General features: G+C 27.4%; 23 protein-coding genes and 1 pseudogene. All 24 read left to right on the top strand.

All coding sequences use genetic code 11. From position 1 onward, the window contains the following. Positions 1-718 precede the first annotated feature (718 nt). Positions 719-1,870: a GDP-mannose 4,6-dehydratase gene (gene gmd, locus AC27L2_RS12835; protein ID WP_487212162.1), complete on the top strand. Its 1,152-nt coding sequence runs from the start codon at positions 719-721 to the stop codon at positions 1,868-1,870. After that, positions 1,870-2,832: a GDP-L-fucose synthase family protein gene (locus AC27L2_RS12830; RefSeq protein ID WP_487212161.1), complete on the top strand. Its 963-nt coding sequence runs from the start codon at positions 1,870-1,872 to the stop codon at positions 2,830-2,832. Before gmd ends, AC27L2_RS12830 begins: the two co-directional genes overlap by 1 nt. Next, complete coding sequence (locus AC27L2_RS12825; RefSeq protein WP_487212160.1) at positions 2,792-3,970, top strand: DegT/DnrJ/EryC1/StrS family aminotransferase; 1,179 nt, start codon at positions 2,792-2,794, stop codon at positions 3,968-3,970. Before AC27L2_RS12830 ends, AC27L2_RS12825 begins: the two co-directional genes overlap by 41 nt. A gap of 100 nt (positions 3,971-4,070) precedes the next feature. Continuing rightward, positions 4,071-4,304, top strand: a complete 234-nt coding sequence (locus AC27L2_RS12820; RefSeq protein ID WP_487212159.1) for an LbetaH domain-containing protein — start codon at positions 4,071-4,073, stop codon at positions 4,302-4,304. Between the two features lie 168 nt (positions 4,305-4,472). Next, positions 4,473-5,984: an oligosaccharide flippase family protein gene (locus tag AC27L2_RS12815; RefSeq protein WP_487212158.1), complete on the top strand. Its 1,512-nt coding sequence runs from the start codon at positions 4,473-4,475 to the stop codon at positions 5,982-5,984. A gap of 18 nt (positions 5,985-6,002) precedes the next feature. Next, positions 6,003-6,152: a hypothetical protein gene (locus AC27L2_RS12810; protein ID WP_487212157.1), complete on the top strand. Its 150-nt coding sequence runs from the start codon at positions 6,003-6,005 to the stop codon at positions 6,150-6,152. A gap of 270 nt (positions 6,153-6,422) precedes the next feature. Then, positions 6,423-6,629 carry a hypothetical protein gene (locus AC27L2_RS12805; protein WP_487212156.1) on the top strand — a complete coding sequence of 69 codons (207 nt, stop codon included), beginning with the start codon at positions 6,423-6,425 and terminating at the stop codon, positions 6,627-6,629. Beyond that, positions 6,626-6,802: a hypothetical protein gene (locus AC27L2_RS12800; protein WP_487212155.1), complete on the top strand. Its 177-nt coding sequence runs from the start codon at positions 6,626-6,628 to the stop codon at positions 6,800-6,802. The genes AC27L2_RS12805 and AC27L2_RS12800 overlap by 4 nt, the downstream gene beginning before the upstream one ends. 15 nt (positions 6,803-6,817) lie before the next feature. Then, positions 6,818-6,970, top strand: a pseudogene (locus AC27L2_RS12795) (glycosyltransferase); the annotation flags it as partial. Between the two features lie 491 nt (positions 6,971-7,461). After that, positions 7,462-8,469: a hypothetical protein gene (locus AC27L2_RS12790; protein ID WP_487212154.1), complete on the top strand. Its 1,008-nt coding sequence runs from the start codon at positions 7,462-7,464 to the stop codon at positions 8,467-8,469. A gap of 11 nt (positions 8,470-8,480) precedes the next feature. After that, positions 8,481-9,959 (top strand): glycosyltransferase, encoded by a 1,479-nt coding sequence (locus AC27L2_RS12785; RefSeq protein ID WP_487212153.1) that lies wholly within the window; start codon positions 8,481-8,483, stop codon positions 9,957-9,959. A gap of 348 nt (positions 9,960-10,307) precedes the next feature. After that, positions 10,308-11,177, top strand: a complete 870-nt coding sequence (locus tag AC27L2_RS12780; RefSeq protein ID WP_487212152.1) for a glycosyltransferase family 4 protein — start codon at positions 10,308-10,310, stop codon at positions 11,175-11,177. Positions 11,178-11,399: 222 nt separating this feature from the next. Further along, on the top strand, positions 11,400-11,816 hold the full coding sequence (locus tag AC27L2_RS12775) for a methyltransferase domain-containing protein (protein ID WP_487212151.1): 417 nt from the start codon (positions 11,400-11,402) through the stop codon (positions 11,814-11,816). 148 nt (positions 11,817-11,964) lie between these two features. After that, positions 11,965-12,759, top strand: coding sequence for a DUF2334 domain-containing protein (locus AC27L2_RS12770; RefSeq protein ID WP_487212150.1), 795 nt, complete (start codon positions 11,965-11,967; stop codon positions 12,757-12,759). A 13-nt stretch (positions 12,760-12,772) separates the two neighbouring features. Then, positions 12,773-13,903 (top strand): glycosyltransferase, encoded by a 1,131-nt coding sequence (locus tag AC27L2_RS12765; protein ID WP_487212149.1) that lies wholly within the window; start codon positions 12,773-12,775, stop codon positions 13,901-13,903. 28 nt (positions 13,904-13,931) lie between these two features. Next, positions 13,932-15,239, top strand: coding sequence for a phenylacetate--CoA ligase family protein (locus AC27L2_RS12760; RefSeq protein WP_487212148.1), 1,308 nt, complete (start codon positions 13,932-13,934; stop codon positions 15,237-15,239). After that, a complete protein-coding gene (locus AC27L2_RS12755) occupies positions 15,232-16,410 on the top strand; it encodes a glycosyltransferase (protein WP_487212147.1) in 1,179 nt (392 codons plus the stop codon). The genes AC27L2_RS12760 and AC27L2_RS12755 overlap by 8 nt, the downstream gene beginning before the upstream one ends. A 20-nt stretch (positions 16,411-16,430) precedes the next feature. Further along, positions 16,431-17,429, top strand: coding sequence for a lipid II:glycine glycyltransferase FemX (locus tag AC27L2_RS12750; protein WP_487212146.1), 999 nt, complete (start codon positions 16,431-16,433; stop codon positions 17,427-17,429). A 1-nt stretch (position 17,430) separates the two neighbouring features. Next, entirely contained in the window at positions 17,431-18,399 is a 969-nt protein-coding gene (locus tag AC27L2_RS12745; RefSeq protein ID WP_487212145.1) for a polysaccharide deacetylase family protein, read from the top strand. 15 nt (positions 18,400-18,414) lie between these two features. Then, positions 18,415-19,599: a DegT/DnrJ/EryC1/StrS family aminotransferase gene (locus AC27L2_RS12740; protein ID WP_487212144.1), complete on the top strand. Its 1,185-nt coding sequence runs from the start codon at positions 18,415-18,417 to the stop codon at positions 19,597-19,599. Between the two features lie 52 nt (positions 19,600-19,651). Further along, a complete protein-coding gene (locus AC27L2_RS12735) occupies positions 19,652-21,067 on the top strand; it encodes a sugar transferase (RefSeq protein WP_487212143.1) in 1,416 nt (471 codons plus the stop codon). Between the two features lie 21 nt (positions 21,068-21,088). Then, on the top strand, positions 21,089-22,093 hold the full coding sequence (locus AC27L2_RS12730) for a Gfo/Idh/MocA family protein (protein ID WP_487212142.1): 1,005 nt from the start codon (positions 21,089-21,091) through the stop codon (positions 22,091-22,093). Next, complete coding sequence (locus tag AC27L2_RS12725) at positions 22,093-22,626, top strand: acyltransferase (protein WP_487212141.1); 534 nt, start codon at positions 22,093-22,095, stop codon at positions 22,624-22,626. The genes AC27L2_RS12730 and AC27L2_RS12725 overlap by 1 nt, the downstream gene beginning before the upstream one ends. Before the next feature lie 730 nt (positions 22,627-23,356). Further along, on the top strand, positions 23,357-23,821 hold a 465-nt coding region (locus AC27L2_RS12720; protein ID WP_487212140.1), incomplete at its 3' end, for an ImmA/IrrE family metallo-endopeptidase.

The raw sequence follows: 23,821 nt of genomic DNA, 5'->3' as shown, positions 1-23,821 counted from the left end.
CAAAAGATTATAGATGTGAAAAAGACAAATATTTTAATGAACAAAATTTTGTAATGTATAATTATGGATGTGTTTTGACAATGCTGTGGGAATACAGGTAAGAGTAAAAGGGAATAATGGACTGGTGGATTGTAACACGAAACGCAGTTTCGTGCAAATATATAAAGGGTTTCAGGTTACAGGTTAAAAAACTACGAAGTGGTTTAATATTCAAATAGGAGTGTTAAACAAGATAAATTTTAGAACCCTGAAGGGGTTCAATGATAATGAGGAGAACAGAGAGTTTGGAATAATGGAATATTGGGATTTTGAGAAACTTAGTACAAAAATATTGAAACAGCAGGGAACTCAAAGTTCAGAATGACTTTGGTATATTGTCATTCTGAGGAGTCCGCCTTTGGCGGGCGACGAAGAATCTAATTATTACTTTATAATTTTATATGAGGTTCTTCGTCCGCCTTTGGCGGACTCAGAACGACATGAAGTTTCGACTGAAGAATCTAAATGACAAAGAAAATCTAAAGAATCTGTGTTTTTCTGTGTGCTAATAAAGAAATGATACTAATGTCAGAAGAATGTAGCAAGGGGCAAGTAGCAAGTATAGGAGTTTAATTAATAAATAGCTCTGTGAGTGACAGGGCGGAGCTGTGAAAAATTTTATAAAATTACTCATAATTATATTATTAAATAATTAATAACTAAAAGGAAAGAAATGAAAATTAAAAAAGCATTAATAACTGGTATTACTGGACAAGATGGAAGTTATTTGGCAGAGTTCTTATTATCAAAGGGATATGAAGTTCATGGAATAATAAGGAGATCAAGTACATTCAATACTCAAAGAATAGACCATATATTTATAGATCCTCATGAAAAAAATAATAAATTATATCTATATTATGGTGATTTAGCAAGTGGTGAACAAATTGTAAATCTTATTAATCATATAAAACCAGATGAAATTTATAATTTAGCTGCTCAATCACATGTTAAAGTTAGTTTTGAAATACCAGAATACACAGCAGAAATTGATGCAATGGGGACTATTAGAATTTTGGAAGCCATTAGAAGAATAGACAAACCGATTAAATTATACCAAGCATCGTCTTCTGAAATGTTTGGAAATTCACCACCACCGCAGTCAGAGAAAACACCATTTGCTCCAAGAAGTCCGTATGCCTGTGCAAAAGTATATTCATTTTGGATGACAAAAAATTACAGGGAAGGTTATAATTTATTTATTTCAAACGGGATACTTTTTAATCATGAAAGTCCAAGAAGAGGCGAGACTTTTGTGACACGAAAAATAACAAGAGCATTAGCAAATATATTATCAAATAAACAGAAAGTGTTGTATTTAGGGAATTTAAATGCTATAAGAGATTGGGGTTTTGCCCCTGAATATGTAGAAGTGATGTGGAAAATATTACAAGAAAGTTTAGCTGATGATTTTGTGATTGGGACAGGCATATGTCATACGGTAAGAGAATTTGTAGAAAATGCATTTAAATATTGTGGTATTGAAATTATATGGGAAGGAAGTGGCATTAACGAAGTTGGTTTAATAAAAAATATAGATAAAAATGATCTAAATACGCATTTGAAAAAAGGTCAGGTTTTAATAAAAATTGATAAAAATTATTTTAGACCAACTGAGGTAGATATACTTCAAGCTGATATATCTAAAGCTAAGAAAATTCTTAATTGGAGCCCAAGATATAATTTTTATGATTTAATTAAAATTATGGTGGATTTTGATCTTTTAAGAGTTGGATTAAAACCAATTGGTGAAGGTATTAATTTATTAAAAGAGAAAGAATTAAATTGGATTAAATATGAAAAATCATTAATAAATGATAGAGTACTTTAATGAATTTTGATGATAAAATTTATATTGCTGGACATACTGGAATGGTGGGGCAAGTTATATTAAAAAAATTAATTGCCCTTGGATATAATAATCTTGTTTATGTTTCCAGTGATAAATTGGATCTAAGAAAACAAAAAGAAACATTTGATTTTTTGAGCGAAAATAAACCAGATATAATATTTTTAATAGCAGGCAGGGTAGGTGGTATATTAGCAAATATTAAATATCCCGCACAATTTTTATATGATAATCTAATGATTGCTGCTAATGTTATAGAAGCGGCTAAAATTATTAAAGTAAAAAAACTATTATTTTTAGGAAGTTCTTGTATTTATCCTAGAAATTGTCCACAACCTATGAAAGAAGAATATTTATTATCAGGTTATTTAGAACCAACTAATGAAGGTTATGCAATTGCTAAAATTGCTGGTGTAAAATTGTGTGAATATTATAATAAAGAATATAATTGCAACTTTATATCTGCAATTCCCCCAAATTTATACGGCCCTTATGATAATTTTAAAAATGAGAATTCACATGTTATTTCAGCGCTAATAAAAAGAATTCATGATGCTAAGATTTCAGGAAATAAAAATGTTACAATATGGGGTACAGGAAAGGCTAGACGAGAATTTCTTTTTGTTGAAGATCTTGCTGATGGTTTAATTTTTTTAATGAATAATTATAATGAAAATACGCCAATAAACATAGGGTATGGTAATGATTTTACTATTAAAGAAATAGCTGAAATAATTAAAGAAGTAGTAGAATATAAGGGTGAATTCATTTATGATGAAACTAAACCAGATGGTATGCCTAAAAAATTAATGGATTCTTCTAAGATATTTAACTTGGGATGGAAACCTCAAACCGATATTTATACTGGAATTAAAAAGACATATGAATGGTACTTAAACAATTATGAAAGCAAGCAAAACTATGAAGTATCCTTTAACATCTGATACCTGGGGACAGGAAGAAGTAGACGCTATTTTGGAAGTTCTGAAAAATAAAAAGTTTACTATGGGGGAAAAAACTGCAGAATTCGAAAAAGAATTTGCTAAGTATTTTGGCTCTAAATTTGCAATTATGGTTAATTCTGGTTCGTCAGCAAATCTTATTGCAATCGCTTCTCTTATTTATGCTAGGAAATTGAATAAAGGTGATGAGGTTATTGTTCCAGCTGTTTCTTGGAGCACTACTTATTTCCCATTATACCAGTATGGATTAAAATTAATTTTTGTTGATATTGATATTAATACACTAAATGTTGATTTAAAAAAAATTGAGCAAGCAATAACAGAAAAAACAAAAGCAATATTCGCTGTAAACTTATTAGGAAACCCTAATGATTTTGATGAACTTATTAAAATAATTAATAAATATAACTTACTTCTTATTGAAGATAATTGTGAGGCTATGGGAGCAAAATACAATGGTAAATACACAGGGACATTCGGAATTATTGGCACATTTTCTTTATTTTATTCACACCATATTAGTACTATGGAGGGAGGAGTTGCAATTACAAATGATGAAGAATTATATCATATAATGCTTAGTTTAAGAGCACATGGTTGGACTAGAAATTTACCTATAAATAGTAAGATTTATAAAAAAAGTGATAATGAATTTTACGAGATGTTCAATTTTATTTTGCCAGGTTATAATTTAAGACCTTTGGAAATCGAAGCTGCAGTTGGGCTTAAGCAATTACAAAAACTGTCGAGTTTAGTAGAAAACAGAAGAATAAATGCTGCATCATTTAGAAAAATTTTTGGGAATAATGAGAATATTCTAATACAAAAAGAAATTGGAAGTAGTTCATGGTTTGGTTTTTCCATCATACTTAAAAACCGATTAGAAAATAAAAGAGATAATATTATAAAGCGATTTATACAAAATGGCATAGAAGTAAGACCAATAGTAGCGGGTAATTTCTTAAAAAACCCTTGTATTAAATACTTTAATTATGAAGCAAAAGGAGATTTATTCAACGCAAATTATCTCCATTCTAATGGCTTTTTTATTGGTAATCATGGTTATTTGATAGATGAAGAAATATTTTCTAAAATATATAACTTATTAAATTATGAATAAAAAATTAAATGCTGCCTTTATAAAAAAATTCATATTTAATAAAATAAAAAATTGTTTACACAGAATTAAAATTAATATTTTTCTACTTGGTTGTAAAAAGGTGAGAAAAAGGATATATATAAATTTCCCTGTTGTTTTTGAGGGGAAACATGGAATAGAAATCGGTAATGATGTTTCAATTGTTTCCTTTGTTCATATCTGGGGACACGGTGGAGTGAAAATTGGTAACAGTGTAATGATTGCAGCCCATACTGCAATTACTTCACTAACACACGACTATACTTATGAAACAATTCGTTTTGCACCTGTAATTGCAAAACCAGTTATTATTTGAAGATGATGTGTGGATTGGTTCAAACGTTGTAATAAATCCAGTGGGTCACTATTGGTGGGGAAGCGGTTATAGGGGGAGGAGCTGCTGTCACTAAAGATTTAATTTCATATACCATTTAAGTTGAAATATCATCAAGAATTTTTAAGTATAGAGAAATCAAATCTTATAATGAAAAAATTACTAGTTAAAAATTCAATTTTCGGTATAATTCAAACACTATTAAATCTTGTATTAGTCTTTTGGGCTGTCCCTATATTTATAAAAATGCTGGGGAGCGAATATTATGGTGTTTTTGCGTTGATAATGGTAATTGGTAATTTAAATACATTCATAAATTTAGGCTTGACCAATGCCTTAGTAAAGTTTATTGCTGGGCAGGGGAAGTGTAAAGAATCAAATATTGATATTATAGTAAATTTTATAATAACAATATCATTAGTATTACCGCTTAGTTTAATAGTTATTATATTTAATAAATTTATATTAATTAATGTATTGAATATTCCAATAAAAACTTATGGGGAAGCAAAATGGTTATATTTTTGGGTGATCTGGGCTAATTTTTTCTTATTTACTGGTCAGATATTTAAATCAGTTCTCGACGCACTTCAAAAGATTTATCTTACTAGTATACAACAAATCCTTTACAATCTGCTTTATTGGGGTTTAATATTGGTATTTTTATATTCAGGGAAGAGTCTTCCTGCAATTGGAAAGGCAATATTTATATCGGCTTTTATATGGTTTGTTATCACAATATTTAGTGCAATAAATGTATGGGGAACAATTTCATTAAAAGGTGTATCTGAAAACTTTTTTAAATCAGCTAAGAAGCAGATTAATTATGGAATTAAAATATATACAAGCGGTTTGATTGGTTTTTTTTATGAGCCATTTACGAAAATTTTGGTTTCTAATTTTATTGGCGTCACAGAAGTAGGTTATTATGATATAGCACTTAGACTGAGAGGCCAGCTCTGGGGTTTTATCGCAAAAATATTTTATCCTCTTTTTCCATTTATATCAGAACAAAAAGATAAAACAGTCATAAGAAAGTATGTTCACGATTTGGAGCAAAAAACTTTTTTAGTAATTATACCTATTATTGTGCTTACAATAATATTAATGAAACCTTTTATAGAAATATGGATAGGTAACAATGTTGATATTATTTCAACAACATCAATTATTATAATTTCTTTTCATTTAATCGGCAGTAGTACTGTTATACCAAATTATCAATTTTTAATGGCAAAAGATTTAGCTGAAAAAACAATAATACTACAGCTTTCAAATGTTATTTTTAATGCATTATTCTTTTTCCTCAGTGTTCATTATTTTGGTTATTATGCTTTAATAATAGGAAATGTTGCGGCAATTATGAGTTCATTTATTCTTTCTCTTTATTACCAGAAAAAATATTTGAATAGTTTAATATTCGATTCTATTTCGCAAGTAATTAAGTTATTTATAGTGTTTATTATTTTACTTGCCTCTGGTTTTATTATCAAGATACTTCTAGGCGGGCACAATATTTTAATAATAATAATACCAATACTTTTGGTGTTTTTGACCGTGCCGCTATACAAAATTTTTAATCTTATTAAACTTGAAGATATAAAAAGGTATTTTGGAAATAACAACCTAGTAGCAAAAACACTTGTTAGAATTTATAATTAATATAATTTTCAAAAAAGTATGAAAAAATTAAAAATTGCATATGTAACAACTTATTATAGCACAAATGTTAATAATTGGTCGGGTTTAGGTTATTACATCGTTGATACATTAAAAAAATATGTTGGTGAGGTTGAATCTATTGGAAATATAAAAATAAAAAATATTTGAAGAATTATTTTAAAAAGGGTTATTGGAAATTAATTGAAAAAACACTTCTATGAAGAGAGAACAGAAAGTATAGAAAGATATTATGCTGAGTAAGTTACAAGACAACTTAAGGGGAAAAACTTCGATATAATTCTTACTCCAGGTACAATACCAATAGCTTATTTAGAAACAAAAATTCAAAAATTATTTTGGACAGATGTAAATTTTTATGTTATGATTGGATATTATTTTAACAATGTATCAAGTCTAAGTATTCTAAATGTAGACAGAATGGAGAAGCTAGCTTTAAATATTTCTTCTTTAGCAATATATTCTTCAGAATGGGCGGCAAAGTCTGCAATTGATTATTACAAAGTACCTGAAGAAAAGGTAAAAGTAATTCCATTTGGTGCTAATATTAATGAGATACCAAATAGAAGTGAATTAAAGCACGAAATTAAAGGACCCATAAAATTACTTTTTATAGGTAAAGATTGAGCAAAAAAAGCGGAGAAATTGCTTTTGATAAAATGATTGAATTGAATAATCTTGGTATTGATACAAATCTAACCGTCGTCGGTTGTATACCTCTTCAAAATTATAGTAGTAAAAAACTTAATGTCATTCCTTTTCTGGATAAGAATAAAAATGAAGATAAGGAAATTTTATGATAGTTATATTTAGAATCTAATTTTTTTATAATGCCTTCCAGAAAGGAATATTATGGTGTTGTATTTTGTGAAGCAGCAGCATTTGGATTACCGGTTCTTACAACAATAATGGGTGGGATTCCAACAATTGTTAAAGATGGTATAAATGGATATTTATTACCTTTATAAGCAAGTGGTAAAGAGTTTGCAGAAAAAATTATTAAAATTATACAGAGTGGAAATAATGAAACGCTTTGCCTATACTCCCGAGAAAGATACGAAGAGGTTTTGAATTAGAATGCGGCAGGGAGAAAATTAAAAAATCTTATTGAAAAAGTTATTAAATAACTATTATTATGTTAACATATATCATACTAACAATTATAATTTTATTCTTTTTTAAAATAATAATATTCGCTAAAAAAAAACCTGAGTTGTTGTTATTAATTCCATTCGTAATCTCAACTAATTTTTTCGGATTTTTACCTTACTCATTTTTTTCAATTGAAGGTGTGTTACAGCAAGATGACTTTGTATTAATTGTTATTACATTAATTTTTCTTTACTTCTATTATAATTACACACCAATTTTACATAAAAATAAATTTCTAAAAGTTTATAAAAAAATTATATTTTTATTCATTGCTTTTATAATTTTAAATTTTTTACTTTCTGTTATATTGTATGGAAATTTTATCTCTTCCTTTAAAGTATTCAGAATATTTTTTAGATACGCAAGTATTCCTCTTTTCATTAATATTATTTTGCGCGTTGAAAAAACAGGTATAGACAAACTCCTTAAATATGTTGATGTTATAACTTTAATTTTAGCTATTATGTATATTCTTAATTTTGGTTTTGGTATAACTTTATTCGCAGTAAGATCATATCAAGAAGATGTTTATTATGGCACATTAATTTATAGAAACTTTTATGCATTCCCAATCTTTTTATTCTTTGTGTTATCACGAATGTTATTGGCTGAAAAACTAAATTTTTACAAGTTAATAATAATTTCAATATTATTAGCTAATGTGCTATTAGTTTATACAAGAACTTTATTGATAGCTGCAATTGTAATCGTGATATCATCATTCTTGATACGTATATTAATATTTAGGGTGCGATTAAAATTAACCAAAGATGTGTTGAGTTTTGTTGTACTAATATTTACTGCTTTTATTTTAACTAATGTGATTTTTCCAAAACAGTATGAATATTTCAAAAACAGAATTGATGAAGTAATGTTGGCTGGTTCTATTTATGAGGTAAACAATTTTGAATTAAGGGCAGATATAATTACTAGTCGGCTTGAAAAAACAATGAGCGTCAATCCAATTTTTGGTCTTGGCTTTATGAGAGAAGATCTTTCATCAAAATATTACCCTGATCTATTTATTAGAAGATGGGATAAAACGGGTACAATTTTAGTAGGTGATCAATCTTGGGGTGGATTTATTGCCAGTATGGGATTTGGGGGAACAGCACTTTTTTTGTTGTTATTTATTTATCCAATATTTTATTTGTATAAAATTAAATTATACAAAAAAATGGATAGTAAAGTTTGGGCAATAGTTATCACTCTTTTATGCGAGATATTTATTATTGCATTTATAAGCCCTAATCTGATAGAAGAAATTTTCAAAATATCATTCTTAATTTCTTTATTAATATTAAATATAATTTAATTTACAATTATATGAAATTTGAACCATTGGTTTCAATAGTTATTCCAACCTATAACTCGTATAAATTTTTGGAAAAAACATTACAATCTATTATTAATCAAACTTATAAAAATATTGAAATAATTGTAATTGATGGTGGTTCAAAAGATAAAACCTTGGATATTATAAAAAGATTTAGAGAAAAAATTAGCTATTGGATAAGTGAAAAAGATAGAGGCCAAAGTAATGCAATAAATAAAGGTATAAGAAAAGCAAAAGGTCAAATAGTAACTTGGATAGGTTCTGATGATCTATTTTGCAGAGATACTATTGAATATATTGTAAATGTTTTTAATAAAGATAAAAATATAGGTATTGTTTATGGTGATTTAATATATATTGATGAATATGATCATGAGATTAAATATGTGAAATTTAATGAACTTTCTGTAGAATATTTATTAAATGTAGATCAGAGGGTACCTCAGCCAGGATCATTTTATCGAAAGGAATTTTGGGACAAAGTAGATGGTTTGGACGAGAATTTACATCAAGTTATGGATTATGATCTTTTTATTAAATTATTAAAAATATCTAAAGGACATTACGCTAAAAGACCATTAGCAAAGTTTAGAGTGCATAAATTAAGCAAGTCAGTTTATCAGGGTTTTTATTTATCTCCTTTAGAAGGTTTAAAAGTATCACTAAAATATAAAGGTAAAATCATATCGAAAAATAATTATAATAGAATAAAAAAACTTTTAAAATATTTTATTAAAATTATATATTATTTCATTTCTAATAAGTTATTTAATCATAGATGGGCAATTAATTTAATAACAAAAAAATATGTTTTAAAATATTTAAAAAAATATTCTGGTAGTATAATACTAGATTTAGGTTGTGGTGAAAATAAATACAAAAAATATTTTAAGGATAAAAATTTTATTGGAATAGATTATAGTGATTCTTTTCATAATATTAAAAATGTAGATATTATTTCTAACATCTATGAAATACCATTAAATAATGAATATGCCGATACTATTTTATTAATACAAGTTTTGGAACATCTTAATGAACCTGAACTTGCTATAAAAGAAATTAATAGATTATTAAAAAAAGACGGAAATCTTATTTTAACCACAAATTTTATTTGGCATACTCATGAAGAACCTATAGATTATTTCAGATATACACACTTTGGATTAAAATATTTGTTAACTAAAAATAATTTTGAATTAGAAGAAATAATAATCGTAACCGATGAATTCACAACATTGCTTTTGGAAGTAAATTATTTATTAATGAAAACAGTTAAAATGAAATTATTAAAGATAATATTATCGCCAATTATTTTATTTTACATACACATTTCACAAATTCTTGTTATAATTTATAACTTTTTTAGAGATAAAAAAAATAAAAATGTTTTAGATTTAATTAATAATAGTAAAAATATTCCTTATATATATTATTCTCATATTTTAGTAATCGCAAAAAAAAAATGATTAAATAAATAAAAACATATCACATAATTTATAACTTATAATAAATTGAAAGTTTTGCATATAGCACCAGACTTACCTAATATTATTCATAATTCAGCCTATTCTTTTATTGAAGATATAGTAATAAATATTAATAAATTTTGTGACAAAGATATTTTTGTATTAGTTCCAACCAAAGTAATTTCGAAGTCATTATTTGAAAATCTTAAAATATCGAATAAAAAATTTCATATGTATTTTAAGAAAGATTTCTATCTTAACAAAGATATAAATGTAATAAGAATGTTTTATATTCCTGCATTTGGAATTAAAAAACTAAATTGGTTAAATTGTTATTTCGCATGGAAAATGAACAAATGGAAAATTATTAATTATATTATAAATAATAAAATTAATATTATTCATGCACATGGACTTATTGAAGGATACATTGCAAAAAAAATAAAACAGATATTAGGAATTCCTTATATCATGCATTCTCATGGAAGAGATATTTTTTATTTTAACAACTTACCATCCATAGAAAAAGAATTAATAAACATTGTGTATAAAAATGCAGATCATATAATTGCAAATAGTTATAAAACAAGAAATAATATAATTAAATTTATAGGTGTTTCAAACGTTTCTGTAATATATTTTGGAGTAAATAAATTTGGCAAGTGCAAAAAAATCATTGATGAAAAGTTTAAAATTGTTTTTATTGGTCATTTAATAAAAAGAAAAGGGACTGAATATTTAATTAAAGCGATAAAATTATCAAAATATTCTAGTAAAATAGAAGTAACTGTAATAGGTGACGGAGAAGAGAAAAGTAACTTAGAATTGCTAATTGAAAAATTAGATTTAAAAGATAAAATAAAATTTTTAGGTCGAATGAAGCATGATGAAGTATTAAATCTGTTGCCAAATTTTAATCTTTTAGTAATGCCAAGTTGGAATGAAGCATTAGGTGTGGTCTATTTAGAAGCTATGAGTATGGGTTTACCCGTTATTGGATGTTACGATGAAGGGATATCGGATTTCAATAAGGATTTTATCATGTTGGTAAGCCCCAAAAATTCAGCTGATATTGCAGAAAAAATAGATTTCCTAATAGATAATCCTGATATTTACGAAAAATACAGCAATGAAGCTTTAGAATTTGCTAAATCTAATTTTAATTGGGAAAAAATTTCAAATGAAATTTGCAATGTTTATTATTCGTTATTGTCCTAAAAGAATAAAATGTTCTTTTGTTTTCGATAAATTTAAAAGTTTTTTCGGTTTTACGAATTGTAAACAAATTACATATGTATTTTTATATAAAAAATAAAAATTTTACACGTTATGGCTCCAACTGGGATGAAAGATATGATTCAACTATTATGGGTAAATTCATGGTTGATTTTGAAATTGAATGTATTTTAAAGCAACTTAGCATAGAATCAAAAATTTTAGATGTGTGGGGGGGGGGGGGGGACAGGTATTCATGCCTCACAAATTCAGAAAAAAGGATTTTCAATTGAATTGGTAGATATTGATGAAGCAGCTTTAATAAAAGCACGTAACAATAATATCATTTGCCACAGGTTATCAGGTCTTGAAATCTCCTCATTAGGGGAAAAATATGATATTATTTATTGTTTGGATGTTCCATTATTAATAGGTGCAAAGTTTTCAGATTTTTTAGAAGAAGTAAGAAAAGTTTTGAGTGTAAACGGAATTTTTATTTTTAATTTTATGCCCAAATATTCTTACAAGAATATTATCAAAAAGTTATTCCCCAAATCCGAAAATCAGAGACCCCAGATTATTACTTCCAGACATATTCAAGAATTAAAAATTTACTTCAAAAGAAAGGTTTCTTGTTGTTAAAAACTAAAACTTATGCTTGGTTACCAGGAAGAGTTAATTCAGATTCAAAGATATTGCTGATTTTATACCCATTTGAGATAATATTCCGTTGGTTAAATATAAAATGTATTGCACCGCGAATAATCATTATAACAAAAAAGGTAAATAAATGATTATTTTTTTCCGAAATGACGATTTAAGAAACAAGATGGATAAATCACTAATTGAAATTACTGATTTATTTGTTGAACGCAATATTCCTATAACGCACGCAGTTGAACCAGCAAATATTACCCAAGATGTTGTTAATTGGCTTATTGATGTAAAACAAAAATATCCTACACTAATCGAAATTATGCAGCATGGCTATGACCATAGACATAAGAATAAAATAAAAAAGGGTGAATTTGGTGGCCAAAGAAACTATGAAGAACAATTAAAGGATATAAAAGCAGGTAAAGAATTAATGGATAAATATTTTGGGAATTTATGGTTCCCTGCGTTTAATTTTCCATATGGAACATATAATCTGGATGCTATAAAAGCTGTCAATGATTGTAATTTTAAAGTTATTAATTCTCATTTTAATATAAAATTAACTAGACGAATTTTTTATAAAATTGGACACATTCTTAAAAAAGGTTATTTGTTTAATCATCATGTTTCTTGGAATTTGAATTATTATCCCGGAACAAATCTATTTGAAATAGATATGAACATAAGTTTCATTGAAAAATATTATGATGAATTCTCCAACTGTAAAATGTTAACATTCGATGAATTAATAAAAGAATTCCAAAAATATGAAAATCAAAAAACAATTGGGGTACTTTTACACCATAGATATCATAATTCCATAGAAAAGATAAAATTAGTCGAAGAATTTTTAGATTGGTGTATGAGCTTACCAAATATTGAGTTCGGTAACTTAGAAATAATTTATAAAAGATATGCAAATAAATAAAGATTGGATCTGTTTGGCTGGGGATGATTATTGGAATAGTAATCCTCACTCTAGGTATCATATAGCCAAAGAATTTTCAAAAAATGGGAAAGTTTTATGGGTAAATTCAATAGGGCATAGATTTCCATCATTAAAACGAAAGAAAGGTTGGCAGTTAATCATTAGAAAATTGAAAAGTTACTTAAGATATTTCCGTAAGCCTGAAAAAAATTTTTATGTTTTATCACCTCTCACATTACCAGTATATAATAAAATAATGAATAGATTTAATGCATATTTTTTATGGTTTCAGATTAAGTGCATAGCATTTTTAGTGGGTATAAAATGTAAATATTACTTCATTTCATCTCCATCATTTGGAATTTTAGATAAAAAATTAAATAAAGCATTTGTAATTTACTATTATTCTGATATGTATATATCCTTTCGTGAACTTAAAAATACAAAATACTTAGAAGAATTGGATCGAAGGTTATTATTAATCTCAAAACTTGTTTATGGAGCATCATTACAGATTTGTGAAAATGTGAAAAAAAAGGGTTTTATAATTAATTATTTACCCCATGCTGTGGATATTTCCCATTTTCAAATTAAGGAAGAATTTATTCCTGAAAATATGAAAAATATAAAGCATCCGATAATAGGTTATTATGGAACTCTAACGGATTCTAATGATTGGAATATTATAGATTATTGTTCGGAACTGAGGCCAGAATATAATTTTGTTTTTATAGGGGAAAAATTAATCTCTATTCCAGAATTAGAGAAAAGGAAGAACATTTTTTTTCTTGGTAAAGTACCATATAATTTAATACCTTTTTATGGGAAACAATTTGATGTAGCGATAATGTTTTGGATAATAAGGGAATGGATAAAAAACTCAAGTCCATTAAAATTATTAGAATATTTTGCCTTAGGTAAGCCTGTTGTTAGTGTTGATATACCTGAGGTAAAAGAAAGATTTGGAAATATTGTTTATTTAGCTAAAACGAGGGAAGAATTTCTTAATTATCTTGATTTGGCGTTGAAAGAAAACATTGAAAATAAGAAAAAGATTTATAATGAAATACTATTAAACGTTTCATGGGAAAAAGTTGTTGAAACTATTTACAAAGATATTAACAGGATAGAATATGTTGAATAAGGCTAAATTTAGAATAATCGATTGGTATATGAAAACTACAGTCGTCAGTTTATTTAATATTTGTAAAGAAGAACAATGGTTAGATAGATCAAAATTAGAAGAAATTCAATTTAATAAGTTATATGATTTATTAAACCATGCTTATAAAAAAACCAAGTATTATAATAAACTCTTTACAGATAACGACTTCAAAATCAATAAATTTAATTCATTTGAGGACATTCAAAAGATCCCAATACAAACTAAAAAAATCATAACAAAAAATTTTAATGATATAAAATCTAGTGATTTTGATAAACACTACCCTCGTATTACAAGAACATCCGGTTCAACGGGTGAACCATTTACAATTTATCATTCTGGGTTAGCTCACTCCTATTTGCGAGCATTAAATTTCATAGCTTGGAATCAAGCAGGTTATGAACTTGGGGATAGGTATGCTACATTTTCAGGGGGAGCTTTACATCCAAATAGTAAGAGCATTAAACAATTAGTTTACTCTTATTTATTAAATTCACTATTATTACCATCTTATCATCTTAGTAAAGAAAGATTTATTAATTATCTTAAAAAAATTCAGAGAGAAAGAATAAAATATATTTATGGGTATTCATCTGCACTATACGATTTTGCTAAAACGGTTCGAGAGGAAAAACTAGATTTTTCATATTTAAAAGGCGTTTTTTCATCATCAGATATGTTATTTCCACAACAAAGAGAATTAATTGAAAAAGTCTTTGGTATTAAAGTAATAGATATATATGGGAATCCCGAAAGTGGTCTAATTTCATTTGAATGTAAAAACCATAATGGTTTTCATTATGGGATGCAGAATTGTTTTGTAGAAATTGTAGATGATTACGGAAATAATTTGGAAGAAGGCAAAATTGGTAGAATAATTGTAACAAGCCTTAATAATAAATGTTTTCCTTTAATACGTTATGATACTGGAGATATTGGTTCTTTATCCAGTGAAAAATGTTCTTGTGGTAGAGGGTTGAAGTTAATTAAAAATCTTATAGGTAGAAGTAGAGATTATATTATTTTACCAGATGGTAGGCATATACATGGGGCCTTTTTTAATCACTTATCTTCCATTTATAATGCAGATTGGCTGGATAGATATCATATAAAACAATTGTCGAAGGAAACAATTATTTTTCAGTGTATTGCTAATAGGAAGGTAAATAAAAAAGAAATTGACTATATCAAAGATGAAATTTTAAGGGGATTAGGAATTAATATAGATATAATAATAGAAGTAGTTGAATCGCTGCCTTTAACAAATACAAGGAAATATAAGTTAATAACAAGAGAATTTGAAAATAATGACTAAAGTTCTTTTCATTGTCGAAAACGATTACTTCCCGCGCGATGCAAGAGTTTATAATGAAGCATTATCTCTAAGTAATAATGGCTATCAGGTTTTTGTTTTAGCACCTCAAAATAACAAAAAAAAAGAAAAGTTTTATGAATTAGTTGAAAATAAATTCTTTTGTTATCGTCATCCGCATTACGAGTCATCTTCAATTAAAGGGTTATTATTAGAATATCTAATTGCTTTTTTAATTTATTTATTTTTTGTCCCATTTTTGGTTTTTACCAAAAGAATTAAAATAATTCATGTTGCTAATCCACCAGATTTTATTTTATTATCTTTCTGTTGGCTCAAGTTATTTAAAATAAAATTTATTTTTGATGTGCATGATTTGTCGGTAGAGACTTTTAGAAGCAAAACCGGTAATAATAATTTCACTCGTATTTTTATTATTAGAATTCTTTCTCTTTTCGAAAGTATAAGTATACGGTTGTCTGATATTATTATAGTAACTAATAATTCTATCAAAGAAATATTAAAAACAAAATATCATTCAAAAAAAATATATATCGTAAGGAATTCAAATAGAATACGACACAAATCAATTTCAGATATTAGTAAAGGGAATAATGAAAATCTTACTTTAGGATACTTTGGTATTATAAGTGATGATGGAGCTTCGGGATATGAAAATCTTGCCCTTTTAGGTAAATACTTAAAAGATAAAGGAATTAATTACACATTTGAAATTATTGGAAATGGGGGTGGTTTGCTAAAACTGAAAAAAAAAGTTGAAGAATTTGGTTTAATAGATAACTATATTTTTAGAGGATTTATTGAATTACAAAAAGCCTTCAAGTTTATTGAAAAATTTGATTTTGGAATTCTTCCTTGGCCAAATGTTCCTAAAAATAATTTGCATACAGCAATGAAGTTAATGGATTATATGTGTTGTGGTGTCCCGGTTTGCACTCTTAAATTAAAAGAACAAATGGTTACTACTAATGGAATTGGCATTCATTCAAATTCATTTGAGGAAATGGTTGATGAAATTATTGATGTATATAATGATAAAAATAGATACGAGATTTTAAGGAAAGATACATTAGAGCATTTTAACACTAATTTGTGCTGGGAAAAGCAAGAAATTGAACTATTAAAATGCTATAGAGAATTGGGTTCATTTTAATTAAGATAAATAACTTCTCGATGATAAAAACTATTTTCCATCATCCTGCTTGGTTTCAAGTCTTAAAACAAACTTATGGACTTGAGGTGAAAGTAATAGGTCAAAACAGTGAAGTTGGTGGGGAGAAAATAGAAGATAGATATGAGAAGTCGGCAGCCAGCAGTCAGAAGTCATTAGTTGAAGGTGGAATACCATTCGTAGTTAAGAAAAATAAATATATTTCGCTGTCTTTTTCAGATTACGTGAGTTTGTTGAATACAAAAGAAGAAAATGATTCAATAATAGCGGGAATAATAAAAAGTAATCCAAAAGTCGAAATTGAGATTAGAGATAAGTACGAAGGTAATGGATTTGAAACTAAACTAGTTGGATATAGGCATGTTTTAACATTAAATAAAAGTGAAGAAGACATTTTTAAAAGTTTCAAGAAAACTCAAATTCAACAACCAATTCAAAAATCTATTAGAGACGGTTTAATATTTGTGATAAGGAAAAATTATGAAGCAGTAAATGAATTTTATAAATTACATTTACTTACTAGAAAAAAGTTGGGTGTTCCCATCCAACCCAAAAAGTTTTTTTATCATTTGTGGAATGAAATCATTTATCGTGATATGGGATATGTGGTTTTAGTTTATTTGGAGGGGAAGTGTATTAGTGCAGGTATTTTTATAGGTTATGATAAAATTCTTACTTATAAATTTAGTGCTTCAAATCCGAAATTTTTAAAATATCGTCCTAATAACTTAATGCTTTGGACAGCAATTAAAGAAGCAAAGAGACATGGATTTGAGATATTTGATTTTGGAAGAACAGAGTTAAATAATGAAGGATTAAGAAAATTCAAACAAGGATGGGGAACAATAGAAGAACCATTATATTACTCTTATTATCCAAAATCACCTAAATTAGAAAAATTTATTTTTTTTAAAGAAAAAATTGTAGCTCCAATAATTCGAAAAAGTCCAATTTTTGTTTGTCGTATTACTGGAGAATTATTTTATAAATATTTTGGATAATATGTTAGAAATAAAATTTCCTTTTAATTTAGAAAAAGAGTTTTTAAACAAATATTTACTTGAAAATAATTTTGAGAATAAATTTTCATATAAGCAAAAACTATATTATAACATTATCCGACCTGTTTTACCAAAAAAGTTTAGAATAAAATTCCAACAAATAATTAACTCAAAAATTAGATATAAAAAAAATTTTATTAATGATGATCTGATTAAATTAATTTTTTCGTCATCATTTGAAAATGTATTAAATAATCTAAAATACAATACAACTTATGATTGTGCTATTGTTCTTACTCATGATGTTGAAGAAGTTGAAGGGTTTAAATTTATTCCTAAAGTTCTTGATATTGAAGAAAAGTATGGTTTTAAATCTTCTTGGAATATTGTTCCATATAAGTATCCAATAGATAATGGTATTATAAATTTAATTAAAGAAACGGACCATGAAATAGGTATTCACGGTTTTAATCACGATGGTAAGTTATATTATTCTGAAAAGATATTCAATGAAAGAGTTCCTCTCATAAATGATGCATTAAAAAAGTATGGAGCTATTGGCTTTCGTTCACCAATGGTACATAGAAATCTAAATTGGTTACAAAAACTAGATATAGAATATGATGCATCATGTTTTGACTATGACCCATTCCAGCCATTTCCAGGAGGGACAGGTTCAATTTGGCCCTTTATTGCAGGAAAATTTGTTGAATTACCCTATACGTTGCCACAAGATCATACATTATTTTATGTATTAAAACAAAAGAATATAACAATTTGGCAAAATAAAGCTCAATGGATTGCAAAAAATCATGGCATAATATTAACACTGACTCATCCAGATTATCTCAAAGAGAAAAATCATTTAAGACATTATGAAGAACTTTTAAGGTATCTTAAGTCATTTGAAAATGCTTGGTTTTGCTTACCAAAAGAACTAGCTAGATTTTGGAAAAATAATTTTAATTAATTTATAGGATAAAAGATGCAAATTCCATTTCTTGATTTAAAAATCCAATATCAACAAATCAAATCAGAAATTCATCCAAAAATTAATGAAATTTTTGAGAACACTGCATTTATTTTAGGTAAATATGTAAAAGAGTTTGAAGAAAAATTTGCAGAAGCTCACGATGCAAAATATTGCTATGGAGTAAGCTCGGGTACAGATGGTAATCACATGGTCTTATGGGCACTTGGTATAAGGTCAGGTGATGAAGTGATTATTCCTGCCAATACATTTATTGCTACTGTCTGGGGAGCAACGCTTTGCGGAGCAAAGCCAGTATTTGTTGATTGCCATCCAGAAAGTTATAATATAGATCCGGAAAAAATATCGGCTGCAATCACACCAAAAACAAAAGCAATTGTTGCAGTTCATCTTTACGGACAACCTGCTGATATAGATGGTATAAAATTGGCACTTGAAGATGCTGGTTTTAGAGAAGAGAAAACTGGTGAATTCATTAATCAAAAAACTGGGCAAAAAATTTATCTTGTCGAAGATTGTGCTCAAGCACATTTAAGTGAATATAAAGGGAAAAAGGTTGGAACATTAGGAATTGCCTCATCATGGAGTTTTTATCCAGGCAAAAATCTTGGTGCATATGGAGAGGGTGGAGCTGTAATGACAAATGATGACGAACTCGCTAAAAAATTTAAAATGATTAGAGATCATGGAGCTGAAGAAAAATATGTACATCAAATCTATGGGCATAATTATAGGATGGAAGCGATACAAGGTGCAGTTTTAGGTGTTAAGATGAATTACATAAATGAATGGACTGAGGGTAGAAGAAGAGCTGCACAAAAATATTATGAACTTCTGAAAGATGTTGATGAAATTATTTTGCCTAAAGAAATGGATTATGCTAAACATGTATATCATTTGTTTGTAATTAAAATTAAAAATCTTATAGAGACGCAGAGTTTTAAAAAGAGAGACGAATTACAAAGATTTTTAAATACCAATGGAATATCAACAGGCTTGCATTATCCAATACCTTTGCATTTACAACCATGTTTTCAGCATCTGGGGTATAAAAAAGGAGATTTTCCTGTAGCAGAAGATTTAGCAGATAATTGTCTATCATTACCCATGTATCCTGAACTAAGTTACGTGATGATAAATTATGTAACAGAAACAATTAAAAAATATTTTGAGAAATAGTTCCTTTCTTTTTTTATAGGGCTAAGTATACCACCAACTAAATGAGGGTACTATGAAAATTCAAAAGTACAAATTATTTTGGCTTTTTTCAGATATTTTCATTACTACACTTTCAATCTTATCTTTTTATTTAATTATATATAAAGAACTTTCAATTGAAAATGCTATCGATTTAATTTTACTTTTTATTATATGGAATATTTTAGTAATTCTTCTATTTGATTACAATCTTCTCTATAAGAATAATATATTTTTAACAAAGGCAATCCATCTTCTTAATATTATTAAATCTCTTTTAATTGCTTCGATGTTATTATTGGTATTATCTTTTATTTTTAATCTAGACATCATTATTAATAATAAATTTAACTTTTTGTTTTTTATCGTAATTTCCTTCATATTCTTTTCTTTAATAAGAGTATTTCTCGCAAGAGAAATTTACTTATTATTATTTAACAATGAAGTTGTTAAACATAATATTGTAATTGTGGGAGCAGGAAAATCGGCAAAAATATTCGCAACAAAATTATTATTTGAATTTCCTTTGAAAATTAACATTATAGGATTCTTTGATAATAATATAGCTAAAGGTACTCCAATAGTATCAGGAATTAAATGTCTTGGACCATTAGATGAGTTGTATAATTTTGTTTGTAATACAAAAATTGATGAAATAATTCTTGCCGTTGATGATATTGATTATGACCGATTATTTAATTTAATAGATGAGCTAAATAATTGTAATATACCTCTTAGGATAACTTCCGAGCATTTTGATATTATACCAAAGAAAATAAAAGTGGAAGAATTTTCTCGAATCCCACTTGTAGATATTTATCCAAGAATTAATCCTATGGTTAATTATATTATTAAGAGAGTTATAGATATCACCATTTCTCTAATTGCATTAATACTACTTACCCCATTTTTTGTTATTATTTCAATAATCATAAAATTAACTTCCAAAGGTCCAGTAATATATCGTCAAAAAAGGATTGGCAAAGATGGTAAAGAATTTACTTTTTATAAATTTAGAACTATGACTGTTCAGGAAGAGGATTTAGAAAGAAAATTGAAAATGATAAAATTTATAAAAAGTGGCAAGAATGTAGAAGGAGCAAAAATTATTAACGAAGCACGCATCACAAAAATAGGAAAACTTTTGAGAAAATATTCAATTGATGAATTTCCACAATTAATTAATGTATTGTTAGGAGATATGAGCATAGTGGGTCCTAGACCTTGTTTACCTTATGAATATGAAAACTTTGACAGCTGGCAAAAGAAAAGAGTTAAAGTTTTACCAGGATGTACTGGGGTCTGGCAAGTATGGGGGAGGTCAAATGTCAATTTTTGTGATTCAGTTATCATGGATTTATACTATGTGAATAATTTTAACCCTTGGTTAGATTTACAAATAATTATTAAGACTATTCCTGTTCTTTTATTTGGCAAAGGGGGAAAATAATTAAAAAATTATGGAGGGCTTATGAAAGTTGGTGTTATTGGTCTTGGATATTGGGGACCAAATTTAATAAGAAATTTCCTTGGGAATCCAGAAATAAGTGATGTAATAGGATGTGATATTAATGAATCACGTCTTAAATTAATAGCTCAAAGATTTCCAGGTATTAAATTAACTAATTCATTTGAGGAAATCTTAAATGGCTATAATGTAGACATTGTATGTATTGCTCTGCCTGTAAGAATGCATTATGAAGTAGCAAAGAAAGCATTGATAAATGGAAAACATATTTGGGTAGAAAAGCCATTTACTTCAAATACAAAAGAAGCGGAAGATTTGATTAATATAGCAGAAAAGAAAAATTTAAAAATTTTTGTAGACCATACTTTTATTTATACTGGTGCGGTGCGTAAAATACATGAACTGGTTGAAAATAATTCATTAGGAGATATTATTTACTATGATTCTGTAAGAATAAATCTTGGACTTTTTCAGAATGATGTTAATGTTATCTGGGATTTAGCGGCACATGATTTATCAATAATGAATTACATTATAAAAAATAAAAAAGTTGTAGGTGTTTGTGCTAATGGAATTGCTAACTATTATCAACATGAGAATGTAGCTCATATCAGCGTTTACTTTGATAATAATTGTTTTGCTCATTTCCATGTTAATTGGACTTCTCCTGTTAAGATAAGAAAAATATTAATAGGCGGGACAAAAAAGATGCTGGTCTTTGATGATATTGAAAGCAGTGAAAAAATTAAAGTATATGATAGCGGTGTAAATTTAACTAACAAAGATGATATTTATAATGCATTAATACAGTATAGAATAGGAGATATGTATTCTCCAAGAGTAGATCAGACTGAAGCATTATTTTTAGGTGTTAATGAATTTATTGCATCTATAAAAGAAAATCGACAACCTTTAACAAATGGGTATGATGGGTTAAAAGTAATTCAAATTCTTGAGGCAGCTGATTATTCAATAAAAAATAAAGGGAAATTTGTGGAGATAAAATAATGGAAGATAATTTAAAATTTGGTGAGACAGAATTTAATCAAAAATATTTGGAAAATAATTTTATAAGAATTTCTTCAGATGTCATTTTAGGTAAAAATGTAAAAATTTTTGGTTTTACAAATTTATATGGTTGCAAAATAGGTGATAATACTAAAATTGGGACATTTGTTGAAATACAAAAGAATGCAACAATAGGGAAAAATTGTAAAATTTCTTCCCATACATTTATCTGCGAAGGTGTTCATATTGAGGATAATTGTTTCATAGGACACAATGTTACTTTTATAAATGATAAATATCCCCGTGCTACTAACGAAGATGGTTCTTTGCAAACAGAAGAAGATTGGAAATTGATTGAGACATATATAAAAAAGGGTGCATCAATTGGTTCATCTGCTACAATTTTATGTGGTATAACTATTGGAGAAGGAGCTATAATTGGTGCTGGTGCGGTTGTAACTAAAGATGTTCCCCCCTATACAGTTGTTGCGGGTGTACCTGCTAAAATAATTAAAAAATTGGAAAAACCCTAAAGGGATTCAATGATAATGTGGAGAATAGAAGCGCTTGGAATAATGGAATAATAGACTGGTGGATTGTAACACGAAACGCAGTTTCGTGGAAAGAAGTAAATGATTACGTATAGAAAGTAGCAGGTTAACCCCGAAAGGGGTTTAATATTAATAGAAAAAATGTAGTGCATAATAAATTTCAACCCTGAAGGGGTTCAATGATAATGGAGAGAACTGAGGCGTTTGGAATAATGAAATAATGGAATATTGGGATTTAGAGAAACTTAGTTCAAAAATATTGAAACCGCCAAGAACGCAAAGTTTTAAAGATTCTTCGCTTCGCTTAGAAGGACATGACCGAAGAATTTAGAAGTAAATTCTCGCTAAGACGCAAAGATTAAAAGACGCAATGGAAAACTTTGCTTTGCGAGAAATGAAAAATATTTGAGATTGCTTCATCCCGATAAAATTCGTTGTGACTTGAAATGATTTTTAATAGTTTTTATAGAGATTCTTTATCCGCCTAAGGCGGATTCAGAATGACTTTGGTATATTGTCATTCTGAGGAGCCCCGAAAAATCGGGACGACGAAGAATCTAATTACTATTTCATAATTTTATATGAGGTTCTTCGTCCGCCTTTGGCGGACTCAGAACGACATGAAGTTTCGACTGAAGAATCTAAGTGACAGAGAAGATCTAAAGAATCTGTGTTTATTTGCGTGTTATTAAAATAATATTTAGTGCTATAGATGAATCCTACAGAAAATGCACAAAATATTATTGAAAAGTATTACATAACTTCACCATCAGAACTAAATCTTGAAGAAATATTATATGCAGAAAATCTGAAATTAAAAGAAGAGCCACTTACAAATTGTGAAGGGAAAATAATTTTCGATGAAGAAACAGGTATTATCACATTAAACTCATTAGCCAGAGACGAACGACAAAAACGCTTCACATTAGCACACGAAATGGGACATTTTTTTAATGAACGAGAATCATTTCAATTATATAAAAAATTTATTAAACAAAAATACACCTGTGGTTTCGAAGAATTTTATGGAAACAAGAGAAAAACAGGAAGAGAAGCTGATGCAAACGAATTTGCGGCAGAGTTATTAATGTACAAACCTTGGTATCAAAATTTTATAAGAAATAAACCAATCAATTTTGAATTAATAAAGGAAGTTGCAGAATATTTTAATGTATCA

The organism is Rosettibacter sp. KY25 (genome assembly GCF_057554405.1).
The sequence above is the reverse complement of the archived record's forward strand: the minus strand, read 5'-3'. Positions and strand labels throughout refer to the sequence as shown.